At 39.0% G+C, this 15,372-nt stretch carries 16 protein-coding genes and 2 pseudogenes; 6 read left to right on the top strand and 12 right to left on the bottom strand.

What is annotated here, in order from left to right; translation table 11 throughout:
* Nucleotides 1–14: 14 nt before the first annotated feature.
* From ACWYN3_RS22475 to ACWYN3_RS22445, 7 genes and pseudogenes are all read right to left on the bottom strand, one after another.
* The gene (locus ACWYN3_RS22475; protein ID WP_456216438.1) at nt 15–257 is read right to left on the bottom strand and encodes a hypothetical protein; all 243 of its coding nucleotides are present in this window, start codon (nt 255–257) and stop codon (nt 15–17) included.
* A pseudogene (locus tag ACWYN3_RS22470) lies at nt 254–1,312 on the bottom strand (alpha-L-fucosidase). The gene ACWYN3_RS22475 and the pseudogene ACWYN3_RS22470 overlap by 4 nt, the downstream one beginning before the upstream one ends.
* A 156-nt stretch (nt 1,313–1,468) precedes the next feature.
* The gene (locus tag ACWYN3_RS22465) at nt 1,469–3,040 is read right to left on the bottom strand and encodes a RagB/SusD family nutrient uptake outer membrane protein (protein ID WP_456216437.1); all 1,572 of its coding nucleotides are present in this window, start codon (nt 3,038–3,040) and stop codon (nt 1,469–1,471) included.
* Nucleotides 3,041–3,050: 10 nt separating this feature from the next.
* Entirely contained in the window at nt 3,051–3,332 is a 282-nt protein-coding gene (locus tag ACWYN3_RS22460) for a hypothetical protein (protein ID WP_456216436.1), read from the bottom strand.
* On the bottom strand, nt 3,263–5,296 hold the full coding sequence (locus ACWYN3_RS22455) for a SusC/RagA family TonB-linked outer membrane protein (protein ID WP_456223108.1): 2,034 nt from the start codon (nt 5,294–5,296) through the stop codon (nt 3,263–3,265). The genes ACWYN3_RS22460 and ACWYN3_RS22455 overlap by 70 nt, the downstream gene beginning before the upstream one ends.
* A gap of 35 nt (nt 5,297–5,331) precedes the next feature.
* Nucleotides 5,332–6,060, bottom strand: coding sequence for a TonB-dependent receptor plug domain-containing protein (locus ACWYN3_RS22450; RefSeq protein WP_456216435.1), 729 nt, complete (start codon nt 6,058–6,060; stop codon nt 5,332–5,334).
* A gap of 145 nt (nt 6,061–6,205) precedes the next feature.
* Complete coding sequence (locus ACWYN3_RS22445; protein ID WP_456216434.1) at nt 6,206–7,183, bottom strand: energy transducer TonB; 978 nt, start codon at nt 7,181–7,183, stop codon at nt 6,206–6,208.
* A 175-nt stretch (nt 7,184–7,358) separates the two neighbouring features.
* Between ACWYN3_RS22445 and ACWYN3_RS22440 the strand changes: the two genes are divergently transcribed.
* The 5 genes from ACWYN3_RS22440 (at nt 7,359) to ACWYN3_RS22420 (ending at nt 11,625) form a co-directional block, all read left to right on the top strand.
* Complete coding sequence (locus ACWYN3_RS22440; RefSeq protein WP_456216433.1) at nt 7,359–8,372, top strand: metallophosphoesterase; 1,014 nt, start codon at nt 7,359–7,361, stop codon at nt 8,370–8,372.
* Nucleotides 8,372–8,887 (top strand): hypothetical protein, encoded by a 516-nt coding sequence (locus tag ACWYN3_RS22435; RefSeq protein WP_456216432.1) that lies wholly within the window; start codon nt 8,372–8,374, stop codon nt 8,885–8,887. Before ACWYN3_RS22440 ends, ACWYN3_RS22435 begins: the two co-directional genes overlap by 1 nt.
* The gene (locus tag ACWYN3_RS22430; RefSeq protein WP_456216431.1) at nt 8,866–10,932 is read left to right on the top strand and encodes a BamA/TamA family outer membrane protein; all 2,067 of its coding nucleotides are present in this window, start codon (nt 8,866–8,868) and stop codon (nt 10,930–10,932) included. The genes ACWYN3_RS22435 and ACWYN3_RS22430 overlap by 22 nt, the downstream gene beginning before the upstream one ends.
* 185 nt (nt 10,933–11,117) lie before the next feature.
* Nucleotides 11,118–11,375, top strand: a complete 258-nt coding sequence (locus tag ACWYN3_RS22425) for a hypothetical protein (RefSeq protein ID WP_456216430.1) — start codon at nt 11,118–11,120, stop codon at nt 11,373–11,375.
* Between the two features lie 19 nt (nt 11,376–11,394).
* Entirely contained in the window at nt 11,395–11,625 is a 231-nt protein-coding gene (locus ACWYN3_RS22420) for a GNAT family N-acetyltransferase (RefSeq protein ID WP_456216429.1), read from the top strand.
* A gap of 8 nt (nt 11,626–11,633) precedes the next feature.
* Here the strand turns inward: ACWYN3_RS22420 and ACWYN3_RS22415 are convergent, their stop codons facing one another.
* The 5 genes and pseudogenes from ACWYN3_RS22415 to ACWYN3_RS22395 form a co-directional block, all read right to left on the bottom strand.
* Nucleotides 11,634–12,644: a DUF5777 family beta-barrel protein gene (locus ACWYN3_RS22415; protein WP_456216428.1), complete on the bottom strand. Its 1,011-nt coding sequence runs from the start codon at nt 12,642–12,644 to the stop codon at nt 11,634–11,636.
* A 214-nt stretch (nt 12,645–12,858) separates the two neighbouring features.
* Nucleotides 12,859–13,248: a hypothetical protein gene (locus tag ACWYN3_RS22410; protein ID WP_456216427.1), complete on the bottom strand. Its 390-nt coding sequence runs from the start codon at nt 13,246–13,248 to the stop codon at nt 12,859–12,861.
* A 45-nt stretch (nt 13,249–13,293) separates the two neighbouring features.
* Nucleotides 13,294–13,650: a hypothetical protein gene (locus tag ACWYN3_RS22405; RefSeq protein ID WP_456216426.1), complete on the bottom strand. Its 357-nt coding sequence runs from the start codon at nt 13,648–13,650 to the stop codon at nt 13,294–13,296.
* Between the two features lie 9 nt (nt 13,651–13,659).
* Nucleotides 13,660–14,262, bottom strand: a complete 603-nt coding sequence (locus ACWYN3_RS22400; protein ID WP_456216425.1) for a COG4315 family predicted lipoprotein — start codon at nt 14,260–14,262, stop codon at nt 13,660–13,662.
* 6 nt (nt 14,263–14,268) lie between these two features.
* Nucleotides 14,269–14,355 (bottom strand): annotated as a pseudogene (locus tag ACWYN3_RS22395) (hypothetical protein); the annotation flags it as partial.
* A 395-nt stretch (nt 14,356–14,750) separates the two neighbouring features.
* Here ACWYN3_RS22395 and ACWYN3_RS22390 point away from each other — a divergent pair.
* The gene (locus ACWYN3_RS22390) at nt 14,751–15,350 is read left to right on the top strand and encodes an RNA polymerase sigma factor (RefSeq protein WP_456216424.1); all 600 of its coding nucleotides are present in this window, start codon (nt 14,751–14,753) and stop codon (nt 15,348–15,350) included.
* The last annotated feature ends 22 nt before the right edge of the window (nt 15,351–15,372 follow it).

Below are 15,372 nucleotides of genomic sequence, written 5' to 3'. Positions count from 1 at the left end.
TCTGAAAATAAGAATTACGTTTTTGCCTTTTCGTATTTAACCTCATTGTTACCTGTATCTTTTGCTGTTTCCAGCACAATCACAAAAGGGTGCTTCTCATCAGTTGTTTTCAAATGGATAAAACTTTCATTCGCCTGAATTTCTTCTGGTATGAAGGTCTGGGCTGTCTGCCCCATTCTGTAAGCTTTCGTAATTCTGGTTTTGGGTGGTAATTTAACGCGTAAAGCACCTGATACAGGGACATTAAAGACGATCATATAGATTTTGTCTGAACCAGTTTTTTTAGTGAAATATCCCCAGTTCTGAGGTTCAAAGCCTGCATATTCACAACCATAAATAGCCTCCTGATTAACCGACTCCAATCGCCAATACCTTTAGCAAGAGAAAGCTCTTCTTTGCGGATTGATCCATCGCCCTTTGGCCCAAAGTTTAAAACAAAATTACCATCCAATGAAACACATTTGGCCAGCATTTCAAGCAGTTCATCAGTAGTTTTGATATGACCTTTCCATGCGGAGTTGTAGCCCCACTGGTTTTCGGGAACGGTCATTACACAATCCCAGTCATTCCCATGTACTTCATTTATGGTGTTAGGGATTTTGCGCTCCCAGCCTTGTTCATAATCGCCCATTAACTGGCCATTGGTATCAAAATGACGTTTTCCATTTTCATCTGCGCGGAAACGGCTTCCGATAATAAGACCTGGATTTAGCTTGCGCATTTCAGTTTCCAGCTCATCGGCAAATGCTGCCTGCTTTACCCAGGCTTTATCCCATGTTCCGTCAAACCATAAACCTTTGGTTGTTGGATACAGTTTAAGCAGCTCCAATAGCTGGTTACGGGTAAACTTTTTTTAACGCTCAAAGGCAATGCTGTCAGCTTTGGTTTTGAGCTCATAACGCCAGTCCGGGTTACTCCAGTCCATAATGGAAAAATAAAGGATGACGTCTATTCCGGCTTTGTTATAAGCGTCTACCAAAGGTTTGATAATGTCTTTCTTATAAGGCGAATTTGCAACAGTATACTTGGTGTATTTACTGGGCCATAAACAAAAACCATCATGGTGTTTAGTGGTAATAGTTACATATTTAACACCCATTTGCTGTGCTGTAGCTGCCCATGCTGCGGCATCAAATTTTACGGGGTTGAAATGGTAAATCAAAGAATCATATGTTGATTTAGGTATTCCATCCCACGAACGGATCCATTCTGCTGCTCCGTTATATTTTTGACCATTCCATTCTCCACCAGGAATAGCATATAATCCCCAATGGATAAACTGGCCTAATCCATAAGCCCGCCATCTGGCCATTGCTTCATCTGTTCTGCGCCCGGTACGATGGGCGCCATGTTCCAGTACGATTTTATCGGAATGAACTGCAGGCTGTTGTGCATGGCTTATCTGATAAGCCATGCTAACAATGATTAAGATCAGGAATAGTTTTCTTCTGCTCATAATTTTTTCTTTTTAGTATCCGGTATTCTGTTCTAGCCTTGCATCTTTGTTTAAGTCAATTTCTGCCTGGGGGATAGGTAAGAGCTGGTTGTATGCTTTGATTGATCCTGCTGAGGTTGGATTGTATTTTTGCACCCGGTTCAATAAGGTGCCGGTGCGCATTAAGGTAACTCTGCGGTCTTCTTCGGCAGTCAGTTCTCTTGCTCTTTCATCTAAAATGAAATCCATCGTGATGTCACCTGCCTGTACCTGATCTGCATTTGCTCTTGTACGTAACACGTTAATGCTAGCCGCTGCTTCAGGCAATTTACCCTGTTTAAATTGTGCTTCTGCAAGTAAAAGATAGGTCTCACCCAAACGCATTTGAATACGGTCTTTATAGGTAATGGTTCCAAAAGGTTCCTGATCTGTGTAATAGTTCCATTTGGTGGTATGCGCATAAATATTCTGAATGGTATCAAAACCGGTAACTACTACCTGTTTACCGTATTTAGAAGATGCAGGATCATTATAATAAAACTTACGGTGAACACTGAAACCAGAGTTACGCATATCATTCTTTTTATATAAATCATAAGTCCACCAGTTAGTTGGCCTGATCCGGCCGATGCCCCTTCCTCCTAAGGAATCGGCGATTAGCATCCCTTGAATATTTACGTAAAAAGGAACCCAGCATCTTCTGCGCTGATCTGTTGGGCTAAAACCACCCGGAACATTATAGTTTTGCTCTATTACCCATATGGCTTCAGTATTACCTTGGTTTCTTCTCATGTTTCCATAGATAAACTGGTCAGAGAAGGCATCCCCTGGCTGATCTTTTTTAGTCCCATACCTGCTGTTTATTAATTTAATTGCACCATTTGCAATTACTTTATTTGCTTCTGTTTCTGCTAATTCTGGTTTATTTGCTCTAAGATAAACCAAAGACAGAAGTTGAGAGGCAGCAGCTTTACTGATTCTGCCTTGTGCCTTCAATTTAGCGAAATCCGGCAGGTTGGCCTCAGCATAAGTTAAATCGGTAATCATAAAATTTAAAACAGAGTCTAGCGGAGCGCGTACAAAATCTGTTTTTGGTGCAGTTAAAGAATTTTTGATTAGCGGTACACCACCAAAAAGGCTGGAAATGAAATTGTAGGCATAAGCTCTGAAAAATTTGGCTTCAGCTACATAACTGTTCTTTTGTTCTGTAGTCAGTGTCGTTTTTCCAGATTCTGCGGCATCTATAATCTGGTTGGCTGAGTTAATAGTTTTATAACCCCACTGCCAGAATTTTGCTGATGCAACATCCTGTGAATTCAGTTGGCCGTAACTCTCAAAAGGAACCATGGCTGAAGTTGCCTGCCCGTTTCTGGCGATGTCAGTACCGTTCGACATCGTGGCGATCATTCCCTGATCACCCTCATATTGATCACGAACTGTATTTTGCATACCTGCAATGGCAGCTTCAAAACCGAGCGGGTCTACCAATGTGTTTTCTGGTGCATAAGATGATTTTAAGTTTTCATCTAAGAAGCTTTTTTTACATCCGGTACTTAAGATCGAAAACAAGACCAGTGTGCATATATAAAAGGATAATTGTTTCATAATTAAAGATTTATTGTAAACCAATGTTAATACCAAATACGAAGTTTCGAACCAGGGGATAAAAACTGCTTTTCTGATTCTCGAAATACTGATAAGGATCTGCCTCCGGATCCCAGCCCTGCCAGTTGGTGAATGTAGCCAGGTTGCGTCCGCTGACATATACTCTGAGGTTGCTGATTTTAAGCTTATTTAACTTTTCTTTTGCAAAATCGTAGCTCAGTGTTACATCTTTAATCCTGGTAAAAGATCCGTTAACAGGGTAGGTATACTGTCTTGAATTGGTGTAAGCCAAAGATGGGCTGGTATTGCTTTTGTTCTCAGGTGAGTCCAGTAAGTGTAACTGGCTGGAAGATTGATCCGGCCTACCTGATCTCGATAGTCATATATCGTATTCGGCTTTAAAACTCCCTGCGTGGTCTGAATGAAAATATTCAGTGAGAATTGTTTGTATTTAAAAGTATTGGTTAAACCAGCAATATAACTTGGCAGACGTGTTCCCAGATAGGTACGGTCAAGGGAGTTTATTTTTCCATCACCATTTAAATCCTCAAACTTTAAATCGCCCGGTTTAGCTGAAGGGTCTACAGTAAAATTATCACCTGTTTGCCATACTCCAATTAATTTATAATCGTAAACTGCACGTAATGATTTACCAATAAATAAACTGTTCACAATATCATCTTTACCATCACCATAAAGCGATATTACTTTATTGCGGTTTAAAGAGAAGTTAAAGTTAGTTTGCCACGTGAAATTCTTCTTTTCTATATTAACTGATGTAATGCTAGCTTCGAAACCTTTATTTGAAGTCTTACCTACGTTATCCAGAATGGTCGAATAACCGGTGATATTAGGGATTTTACGAAGTAACAATAAATCGTAAGTGTTAGTAGAATAAGCTTCTAAAGAGCCGGTAATCCGGTTAGAAAGAATCGAGAAGTCTATAGCTGCATTAAGGCCTTTAGTACTTTCCCATTTAAGATCTTTATTCCCGATTCTGCTTGGTGTAACGCCAATAGTTGTTACACCGTCATATATGTATGGGGTAGTGGTTAACGTACTTAAAGTATTGTAGGGGTCAACACCCTGGTTACCGGATATACCATAAGACAGACGTAATTTTAATTCATTTACTAACTTACTGTCCTTCAAAAAAGATTCTTTTGCAATATTCCAGCCTAATGCTACAGATGGGAAAGTCCCGTATTTATTCGCATCGCCAAAACCTGAATAACCATCTCTTCTGGCAGTCAGGGTTAAAAGATAGCGGCTGTCATAAGCATAATTGATTCTCAGCATTTGAGAAATAAGCATACTTGCCACGTATTTGGAAGAGGTAGTTTGTTTCTGTCCGGCTCCGATATTATTATAGTCAAGCATGTCATTAATGAAGGTATTGGCATTAATGCTTGACCTGAATGATTCATCTTTTTGTGAACTGTATAACCCGGTTACATCAATGCTGTGTTTCCCGAAGGCTCTTTGATAACCAAAGATGTTTTCAATTAACCAGTTTTGACCTTCGCCACCGCCATCAACTCCATTAGATAAGGTTGCGGTACCTAAAAGGTCCCCTGCTTTACGACCTGTATAGTCGGCTGCGCGATCGGGCTTGAAAGTATAAGCTGCATTTAAACGGTATTTAAATCCTTTAATAAAATCCGGTGTTATTTCTGCATAGCCATTACCACTTAATGTTCTTTTTAGGTTTTGAGTTGGTGAATACAATCCTAATAAGGGATTTGTATAAAGCTGCTCAGGATTCATTGGATAGACCTCATAATCTCCTTTTGCGTTATACAATGTTCCGTAAGGACTCATAACAGTAGCCATATAGAGATTTGCTCTTCCGCCATCCTGATTGTTATTGGTGAAAAACAGGTTAGTCCCCATCTTTAACCATGAATTTATTTTAGCATCCAGATTGGAACGGACACTGATCCGGTTATACTGATATCCTTTTAATACTCCTTTTTCTTTGGTATAATTACCAGAAACATAATATTTCACATCCTCGGTACCTCCCGAAATACTCACTTCATGGTTTTGAATATAACCCTGCTGAGAGATTTCTTTCAGCCAGTCTGTCTCAATCCCCTTATCGTAATTATCTTTTTCAAATTGGTTAGGAACGGGAGCTGAGGTTTTATTTGTTTGTGCCGTATAATCAAGGTTTTTCTGTACATATTGTGCCCCGCTCATCGGCTTTGCCGCATTGGTTATATTTTCTACACCAAACCAGGTACTATAGGCAATAACCGGCTTACCGGTTTTTCCTCTTTTGGTAGTAATTAATACAACACCATTAGAACCTCTGGTCCGTAGATCGCAGTGGCGGATGCATCTTTTAATACATCAATTGATTGAATGTCTGTTGTGTTAATATCGTTATAAGTACCGCTGAATGGAATACCATCTAAAACAATCAGTGGATCATTACTTGCAGTAATAGAATGTAACCCTCTGATATAAAAGCTTGGTGAACTCCCCGGTGCAGAAGATGAAGTGCTGATATTAACCCCGGCAACAGAACCCTGCATAGCTTGCAGCACGTTGGTTACCGGCAGATTTTGCAGACGATCTTTTGGTACAGAGGAAATAGATCCGGTGATATCGCTTTTTTTCTGTGTTCCGTAGCCAACTACTACGATCTGATCAAGTTCATTTACATTTTCCAGTAAAACGATGTTCATCTTTTCGCCGGCGGCTTTAACTCTTTGTTCGATATAGCCGATATAGGAAATAACAAGCATGGCATCTGCGGGAACTTTATTCAGGATAAAGCGACCGTCATTATCAGTAACAGTACCATTTTTTGTACTTTCTACTTTAATGGACACACCAGGAATTGGCTGTCCTTTATAATCTTTTACAATTCCGGTTATTGTTTCCGGTGGATTTACAATTACTGACCTGCTTCCATACATTGCATGTGCTGGCAAGATAGATAAAATGGTAAAATAAATGATTAAAATAAGACCACAGGAGGATGTGGTTCTGCATTGGTTTCTTCTCATCATGGTTCGGTTTGTTTAGGTAGTCTAAACTAGAGAAGATATGAGGCGAAGAAAAGGTGAAAAAAAAAACTTGTGCAAAGATCAAACGTTTGTTCATGCATTTCAAACGTTTGAAATTATTGTTGTTCTTAGCAAAGACCCGGGTATATTAGCGTATGCTGAATGATAACGGTATGTTATAAGCAACTCTTACAGCTTTACCTTTCCAAATTCCGGGTACCCATAAAGGCGAGCTTTTCATCACCCTGATTGCTTCTTTTTCCAGATCAGGATGGATGAAATTGACAACTTTAATATCAGTTAATTTACCATCTTTTTCTACGACAAATCTCATTATTGCGACTCCTTGTATGCCTGAGTTATAGCAGCTGGGGGGGTAGGTTGTATGCACACTGAGATATTTGTAAAACTTGCTCATGCCGCCCTTATAAACAGGCTGAATTTGTGATTCAGTATATTTATAACTGACATTTTCTTCATCTGTGCTTTCGCCGGAGATTAGTTTTCCATCAGCATAGTTTTCTGTATACCTGGAAAAAGTACCTTTTGCTTTTCCTGTCCATGTTCCGTCCTTCTGACCATTTTTAACGAGGCCTCTTTCTGTGATTTCGTTAAAGTCATCATTATAACCAATATATTCCCCATTACCATTAGTCACAATGTCTTTGCCGGTAGAATCTTTAACAACAAGCATGATTTGTGCGGCAAAGTAAGGCGGACCTGTATGTTTGTCTTCTTTAGCAGGCAAGCTATAGACCCTCAGGCTGTATAGCTGACCATTGGGATAATAAGAGCTGACTGTATCTGTTTGTTGCCCTTTAACGTAATTTGCTGTTTCTTTTAAATTCCCGTTGGGAAAAAATGTTGTCAGCAGACCTTCATAAAGAAGCGGATCTATTTTACTGGAAAGACCTTCGCTTTTCCTTGTACCATCCGGGTAATATTCTTTTACTCTGTACAAATCACTTCCCTGCGCAGGTTCTATAACGTGACGAAAGTAATCAGCACTATCGGGTTCCGTAACGTGCTGGCCATCGTTTTTAAGAAAGTAAGTGTTTTGACGCTGGGCTGAAGTCTTTAAACAAAAGCATAACAGGCTGAAGAGCAGAAAATTAAATTTAGACATATTTGCGTGTAATTACTGGTGCAAGTTATCTACAGTTCTTTTAAATTAAAAATTAATCTGATTTTTAATTTAAAAGAACAAATAGTTGTGTGGACAAGCTTTGAAAACGTTGATGTTTTAATCCTTGATTTTGTTAGAAATGCTGTAATTTTAGCTATTCATATTAATGTCACTTATGATGAAACATGCTACGCTCTTCTTCTTCTTTTTATTTACTGCTGCTTTCACTAAAGCACAGGATTCGGTAAAATACCGGGTTATCTTTATCGGCGATGCCGGAGAGATGAATATCGCTCAAAGAGAGTCCCTGAAAAATGCATCCAAACATGTCATTGCCGGAAAAACGACGGTAATGTATCTGGGGGATAATATTTATCCGAAAGGAATGGGGTTATCCGGAAGCAAAGAAGAAGAAACAACAAAGCAAATTCTGCAATCCCAGTTCCAGCCGATGCGTCAGATGGGAGCAGCGGTTTATTTTGTTCCTGGTAACCATGACTGGGATAAAATGGGCCCGGAAGGGTTAGCTAAAATCCTTCGCCAGGGAGAATACCTGGCAGAACAAAAGGACTCTTTATTAAAAATGATCCCGCCAAATGGCTGTCCTGATCCTATAGCAATTAAGCTGACAGACAATTTAACGATTATAGCTTTTGATAGTGAATGGTGGTTGTTCCCTTACAATAAGAAGAATCCGGAAGCTGAGTGTGACTGCAAGACTAAAGAGGATGTGATTGCGCGTATGCATGAATTATTAGAAGCAAACAGAGGGAAAATTATTTTATTTGCGGATCATCATCCTCTGCAGAGTTATGGCGCACATGGCGGATACTTTTCGCTTAAAAACCATATTTTTCCATTAACCTCACTGAATAAAAATTTATATATACCACTTCCTGTGATCGGATCATTGTATCCGCTGCTGCGCTCTTCTTTTTTGAGCCCCGAAGATCTGAATCATCCCCTCTATAAGGATATGATTAAAAAGATAAACGGAGTTTTCGGAGCTTATCCGAATCTTACTTATTTTTCAGGTCACGATCATGGTTTACAGTTGATTAAAAGTGACAAGCTTAATCTCCAGGTTGTAAGTGGTGGCGGTGCTAAACATTCTGCAAATAAAAAAGGCAGGAATTCCATCTTCCAGGAATCGGAACAAGGTTATGTAACTGTAACTGCGATTTGCTAATGAATAACGATATGCGTTATGATTTTTACGTGTATACTGAAGGTGGTGTTAAAAAAGTATATAGCTATACTAAAGCTTTTGTGCCGGTTAGCTCTGAGCCTGTAAATACAGTAAAGGTGATTACAAAAGATAGTATCTCTATCAAAATATATCCTAAATATGATAGTGTTAGTAAAGTTCACCGTTTCTTTTTCGGAGAAAATTACCGCAAAGAGTATGCGCTGGAAACTAAAGTTCCGGTGATCAGACTTTCTGAAATTAAAGGTGGTTTAACTCCTTTACAACGGGGTGGTGGTTTTCAGTCACATTCATTGAGAATGGTAGATAAACAAGGGAAAGAATGGGTGTTAAGAAGTGTAGAAAAGTATCCTGAATCACTTTTACCAGAAAATCTGAGAGAAACTTTTGCGAAAGATATCCTGAAAGATAATATGTCAGCTCAGCATCCATTTTCGGCATTAATTGTTCCGGATATAGCTGAGGCTGTCGGTGTGTGCCACATGCAAACCCGGTGATCGGATGGATTTCTCCGGATGCGAACCTGGGTAAATATGGAAGAGTATTTGAAAATACACTTTGTCTGCTGGAAGAAAGAGAACCTACGGGAAAGTCTGACAATACTTATAAAATGTATAAGAAACTGGCAAAGGATAACGATTATACTTATGATGGCCCGGCATATTTAAAAGCTAAAGCATTGGATGTAGTAATCGGAGACTGGGACAGGCACTTTGATCAGTGGAGATGGACTCTTGATAAATCTGGAAAAAGAGAGGTTTATCAACCTGTTCCCCGTGATCGTGACCAGGTATTTTATCTTAGTCAGGGTCTGATTCCCCGTTATGCACAGTCTTCTTATTTATTACCTATGATTCAGGGGTATGAAAAAAATGTGAATAATATCAATTGGTTTGTCTGGGAAGGCAGAGCTATGGCTACCCGTTTATTAAGCCAGTTGTCAGAAAAACAGTGGATGGATGTTATTCATGCTTTCTGTGCTGATTTAACTGATGACGTTTTTGAAAAAGCATTGAAGAAACTACCTGAACCAGGTTATTCTTTACGCCATGACCAGTTGCTGGCACAACTAAAGGAAAGAAGGGGGAAATTGCCTGAAATGATGAATCAATACTATCATTTCTTAAATAAGATTATAGATATACAGGCGAGTGATAAAGGAGAACTGATCGAAATTTCTGATGCTTCGGGTGGGGGATTAACAGTGAGCATACACCAGTTATCAAAAAATAAAAAGGTGAAGGAGCAGATGTTTATCAAAACGTTTGATCCGAAAATCACCAAAGAGATCAGGTTATATACAAGGGATGGAAATGATAGTCTTGTTTTAAATAATAAAGGAACTGATATTAAATTACGAATTATCGGTGGCCATGGTGAGAAAAGCTACCATGTAGAGAATTCATATCATAAAGTAAAGCTTTATGATAAGCCTGACAGCAGCAGTTTTACTGGTATGGCAAACAGGTTCAACAAAAAACTTTCTATTGATACCGGGAATATTGCTTACAGGCAAACAGATTTATACCGCAGAAGTATGTATTTACTAAATGGTGGATATAATAATGATGATGGGTTATCATTAGGTTTTTCAGTTAAGTATATGAATCCAGGGTTCAGAAATTTCCCTTATGGAAATGTACAAACTTTCTCTTTTATTCATTCTTTCAGTACTAAGGCTTTTAAATTTGATTACAGAGGGGAGTGGATGCATACCTTTGGAAAGGCTGACCTGGTTTTGCAGGCCAGTGCCTATGCTCCGCATAATACACAGAATTTCTTTGGGGCTGGTAATGAAACTTCTTTTGATAAATCTATTGGTGGGATCAGCTACTATCGCTCAAGGTTTAGTTTATACCAGGTCGATCCTGCATTACGCTGGAAAAGGCCGAAATCTTCATTTAGCGCAGGCCCTTCATTCCAATATTACAGATTTGACAAGGATGATAATACTGGACGCTTTATTAATAACAGTGCAGAACTGCATTCTTCGGATAGTCTGACAATCACAAAAGATAAACTGTATGCTGGTGTTACAGTTAATTTTATCAATAACACACGTAACAATGAGATATTACCGTCATTAGGCAGCTATATTAATCTGAAACTACAGGGCTACAAAGGTTTAAATAGTTATTCTAATACCTATGGTCAGTTTACCGGAAGTGTAGCGCTGTACAAAAATCTGGATAACCGTGCTAATTTTGTAATTGCAGAACGTTTTGGTGGTGCAGTGACGATTGGAAAACAACCATTTTATTCTTCCGCATTTTTAGGGGGGGAAGGAACTTTACTGGGGTTCCGTCAGTTCAGGTTTGCTGGTGATCACAGTTTCTATAATAATCTGGAAATGAGGGTTAAACTTGCTGATTTTGTGAGTTATGTATTACCAGGGCAGTTAGGTTTACTGGGGTTTCATGATATAGGAAGAGTCTGGGAAAAAGGAGAGGACTCTGGTAAATGGCATAATGGTGTTTTGGAGAGGATTGTATTTTGCCCCTGCTTCAATGACAGTGATACGTGTTGTTGCCGGACATTCTGAGGAAGGCTGGTACCCATATATTTCATTAAGTTTCCGCTATTAATAATTTGCAATTTAAAATTGAATGGCTTCTTAAGGAAAAATTATTATCTTAAACGTATGAGCGAATTACTAAAGGAAACTTCAATTATATTAGAGAATGAGCGTGTTTTTTCCGTCCGCTCATCGCATCAGATTACGAACATTTGTTAACTTTTTCACTAAATGAACCTGATATCTGGCATTTTTCGCTACAGGGTGCTGCTGGTGCCGAAAACCTGACTAAATACATTAGTCTGGCTCTTGACGACAAAGAGAAGGGAACGTCTTATCCATTTATCGTTTATGATAAGCTAACTGGTAGTTATGCTGGTTCTACCCGGTATTATGATATACAGGAGTCTTATCAAACCCTGCAATTGGGATATACCTGGTATGGAAGTGATTTCCAGGACAGGGCTTAATAAAAATTGTAAATATCTTTTGCTGAAATATGCTTTTGAGGATCTGGGTATGGAAAGAGTTGAATTCCGAGCAGACAATAGCAACCACACCAGTGTGGCTGCTATGAAAAGTATTGGATGTAAAATTGAAGGAGTTCTGCGCGGTCATATGCCTAACGGGCATGGCGGCAGAAGAGACAGTATCATTCTGAGTATCTTAAAAAAAGAGTGGTTTGATACTGCAAAGAAAAATCTTGAAGAAAAATTATAAGAAGCTGTTTAAACAGCTTCTATTGTTTTTTTTTTTTTTTTTTTATTGAACGAAAATCTTCTGGCAATACTAAAGCCCCAGCGATACTGGCCTTTTAACCATGAGCTGGTGGTTTGAGAAATATACTGCATTTCTTCAATCGCTGCGGCATTGGTGAAATTAAGGTGGAATACGTGTCCGCCTGTTTCGATTTCCAGACCTACGCCCAGCGGGTTATAGAATTTCACACCATTTGTTTGTTCCAGATAGTCTTTGTCTGCTCTATTACGGAATGGAAGAGAATAATCTACGACAATAGCCATTCTTTTACTGATTTTTGCTCTTGCACCAGCGCCAATGGCAAAAAGGTCATTCTGATCCCTGAAACCTGTAAAGTTGCTATGCAGATAAGTTGGCGTCAGGCTGAATGAGAAATTTGAGTTAAACTTTCTAGCAAAAATAATCTGTGTGACATAATTCATCCGGTCAGTAAATTTACGATAAGCTGTAGCCGCCGCCGGATCATCGCTTGCATGAACTGCCGCGATTGTATTACTTCCAAACAAAGTGACTGCAAGCGGGATATAATCATCAGTTGTTTGTTCCAGTAACCGGAACTTAATACTGCCTTCATACAATTGCTGTACAGCAGTTGCACCTTTCGCTCTGGCCAGGCCGATACTTAAGCGGTCTGATATACCATAGTCAAAACCAATTCTTACATCAGTAGAATTATCCAATCCGAAAAACTGCTTTATCCCGCCACTACTACCTGCAATATCTCCAAAACGATGGTCTACTTTAAACTCGAGTTCGTTTTTATGGATGGTCTCATTGGTATGGCTGTTAATTAGCTTGGTATCTTTAAATGTTGCAAATACCTTTTCGTGAACAGGGGCTGTATTAATTAATTCTTTTTCGAGATCTTGTTGCCCAAAGCTATGTAAACTGCTTATTACCAATATAAACAGCGGTAATCTTTTGAACAGGGGTGTCAATATTTTTTGTCTTAACAGGGGTGTTAATGTTTCTTTTCGCATTTGTTAGGTTTTTGAAAAATGGTCGGTTGATGATTTTAGGTTTTTTTAGCCTGGTATACAGCCGATAGACGTACCTCTACAAATTCGGCGATATTCTTGAATACAAGAGATGGTACTTTGATCTGATGATCTTCTATCTTTACTTTAAAAGCTGTTTTTGCAGTTATAATGCCTTGAGCAATGAGTAGGGCTACTTTACATTGATAGGGTTTGACTACACCGTGTGGATGTCGAGATTTCCTTCCACATTAACTGTGTAATTTCCGTCTTTACTCAGATCTATATCGTCTGTGATTTTTCCGCTGAACTTAGAAAATGGAAAACGGTCACTCTCCATATAATTTTCATTAAAGTGCTCCTGCATCAGTTTTTTCTTAAACTGAAACGAGGTATTGCTGACTTTAAAAATGATCTCTCTGGATTGCGAATTGATCACAGAACTGGCAGTATTGCTTTTTCCTTCTATATCTTCCATGACGGTACTGGAAAAGAAAGAAACGGCGGCATTTTTACTGACTAAAATATTCTGGGCACGCGCATGGAAAGTAAATAAACACATGCATATAATGATATATACCTGTTTCGTTGAATAGTTTGTTTTCATCAGATAGATTTGTTTTTAAAGGTTCATATGGCGATGATTTTTTATTTATTGAAGCATACCCTGGTCAAACCAGTCTTTGATAGATTGAAGGTCTGCGGCAGAAAGCGTTCCGCCCATTGGCATTGTTTTACTGACTAAAACAACCTGCTTAATTTTGTCAGCACTGCCAGTTACTGAGCTATAGCCGTTAAAACTCCAGATAGCGGAAGCTTTTTTGCCTGGTGCATGGCAACCGGCACATCTGGCTTGAAATAAGGGCTGGACTATGGCAGTATAGGTAACCTTAACACCTGGTTTTTCCGGTACTACAGGTTTAGGCTCTTCAGCCTGTTGTTTTGAACAGGCTGAGAGTAAAATGAAACTTATTGCAATGGCGAATATAGGAGATGTGTATTTTGACATAATGATAGTTTAAGGGGTTAAAGCAATGGTGTTTAGGGTAAGGATTGGCCATAAACCTGCACCTACACTAACGCCTTTATTATCTCCGCGCTTAGTGTCCGGGCCGAAATAGTATAATGGATGGCCTTTATAGGTTAATTGTTTTTTACCTGCTGAGGTGATCTGTGTCATCATATCCTTTTTAAGTACTGATGGTACATTCAGCACATCAGACTCATATATTGGCCAGGTGCTGTTGTTACTCAAATCTGCTTTGGTATAGGTGTTCAGGTTAAATTTGTCAGGAGCAAACGCATAGAGGGTTCTGCCAGCTGCATCAGTTAGATATTGGGTAATACCAGTACCTTCTTTTAAATCTGCGGTATAATTTTTAGTGTCAATACCTACCAGCTGACTATTTGATAACATGATTGAATAATCAGGTTTTGCCACAAACCATGTTCCGCCAGAGCCATCACCATTGATGTCATTTTTATTGGCATCACCAGAAAAATAGTACAGCGGCCATCCTTTATAGACAGTTTGTTTTTTACCATCTGCACGGGTAATTGTGGTAATATCAGTTGCTGTAATTCCCGTTGGTGCAGTTTCATTTCCGGCATAATACGGCATCCAGGTTATTGCGCAGGCACCTGTGCAACCTGATGTACCATTTGCATCAATAGCGAAAAAATAAAGTGATTTTCCATTGGCATCAGTCAGGATACTGCCAAATGCAGACTTGTTCCCAGGGCAAGATTAGAACTGGCTGGTGGGGTAACTGGCGGGTTGCCATAAGGGTCGTTAGGTGCGGCGTCATTGCTTTTTGAGCAGGCGGACAACAAAACTATAACGGTTAAGCTGCAAAGGGCCAGACATTTTTTTAAAGATAGGACCATGATTGTTAAAGCTAAATGTGAATAATCTTTTTAATTACTGCGGTTACGGTAATTGTGGATTAAAGGTTGCGTGTGATTGTAGAAAAATATTGTAACCAAAAAATATTTAGCTGTAATACAGGTTTTTATATGTAAAAAGAAATTTTCTTATTAGGTTTAGCAACCTTTCGTGCATCAATCACGTATAGGTAGAAAATGGCGCAGGTTAAATTATAAGAATAGGTGCAAAGTATCATCGACGGGTGCATCAAAAAAGAAAGGTCAAGTCAGTACTTACTCTATAAAGAATTTTATAGTTATTGCATGGCTATATGCCGTCGGTACGCCCTGAATGATGATGATGATGATGCAGCCGAAGTATTGAATGATGGTTTCCTGAAAGTTTTTACTCATATTGGCAAGTATGACCCCGCTAAGCCATTTAAACCATGGATTGCACGGATAATTACAAACACTGCAATTGACCATTATCGGACGAACCTGAAATTTTCAGATCATGACGATGTGAATGACCATGAAGATATTGGCCATGCTGCGGCAATTTATGAACAGCTGGCTTATAAAGATTTATTAATTTTAGTTCAAAAGCTCTCCCCGGCTTATCGCACAGTATTTAATTTATATGCTATTGATGGCTATTCACATGAAGAAATAGCTAGTCTTTTAAAAATATCTACCGGTACATCTAAATCTAACCTATTTAAAGCAAGACAACAGTTAAGAGAAAAACTCATGGTGCTGAATATGAATAAACCTCCGGATATCCCTGCTGATTTACAGATTGAACGTAAAGTGGGCAGGTATAATGGAGAACAAATCTGAGTATTAACAATGGAATGCAAAC

The sequence above is a fragment of the Pedobacter sp. NJ-S-72 genome, assembly GCF_053890575.1.
This window is presented reverse-complemented; position numbering and strand designations above follow the sequence as displayed.

Coding starts and splice junctions, on each gene's coding strand:
- ACWYN3_RS22475 (WP_456216438.1), bottom strand. CDS start 257: ATGATCGTCTTTAATGTCCCTGTATCAGGTGCTTTACGCGTTAAATTA.
- ACWYN3_RS22465 (WP_456216437.1), bottom strand. CDS start 3,040: ATGAAACAATTATCCTTTTATATATGCACACTGGTCTTGTTTTCGATC.
- ACWYN3_RS22450 (WP_456216435.1), bottom strand. CDS start 6,060: ATGATGAGAAGAAACCAATGCAGAACCACATCCTCCTGTGGTCTTATT.
- ACWYN3_RS22445 (WP_456216434.1), bottom strand. CDS start 7,183: ATGTCTAAATTTAATTTTCTGCTCTTCAGCCTGTTATGCTTTTGTTTA.
- ACWYN3_RS22440 (WP_456216433.1), top strand. CDS start 7,359: ATGATGAAACATGCTACGCTCTTCTTCTTCTTTTTATTTACTGCTGCT.
- ACWYN3_RS22435 (WP_456216432.1), top strand. CDS start 8,372: ATGAATAACGATATGCGTTATGATTTTTACGTGTATACTGAAGGTGGT.
- ACWYN3_RS22415 (WP_456216428.1), bottom strand. CDS start 12,644: ATGCGAAAAGAAACATTAACACCCCTGTTAAGACAAAAAATATTGACA.
- ACWYN3_RS22410 (WP_456216427.1), bottom strand. CDS start 13,248: ATGAAAACAAACTATTCAACGAAACAGGTATATATCATTATATGCATG.
- ACWYN3_RS22405 (WP_456216426.1), bottom strand. CDS start 13,650: ATGTCAAAATACACATCTCCTATATTCGCCATTGCAATAAGTTTCATT.
- ACWYN3_RS22400 (WP_456216425.1), bottom strand. CDS start 14,262: ATGCCGTATTATGCCGGAAATGAAACTGCACCAACGGGAATTACAGCA.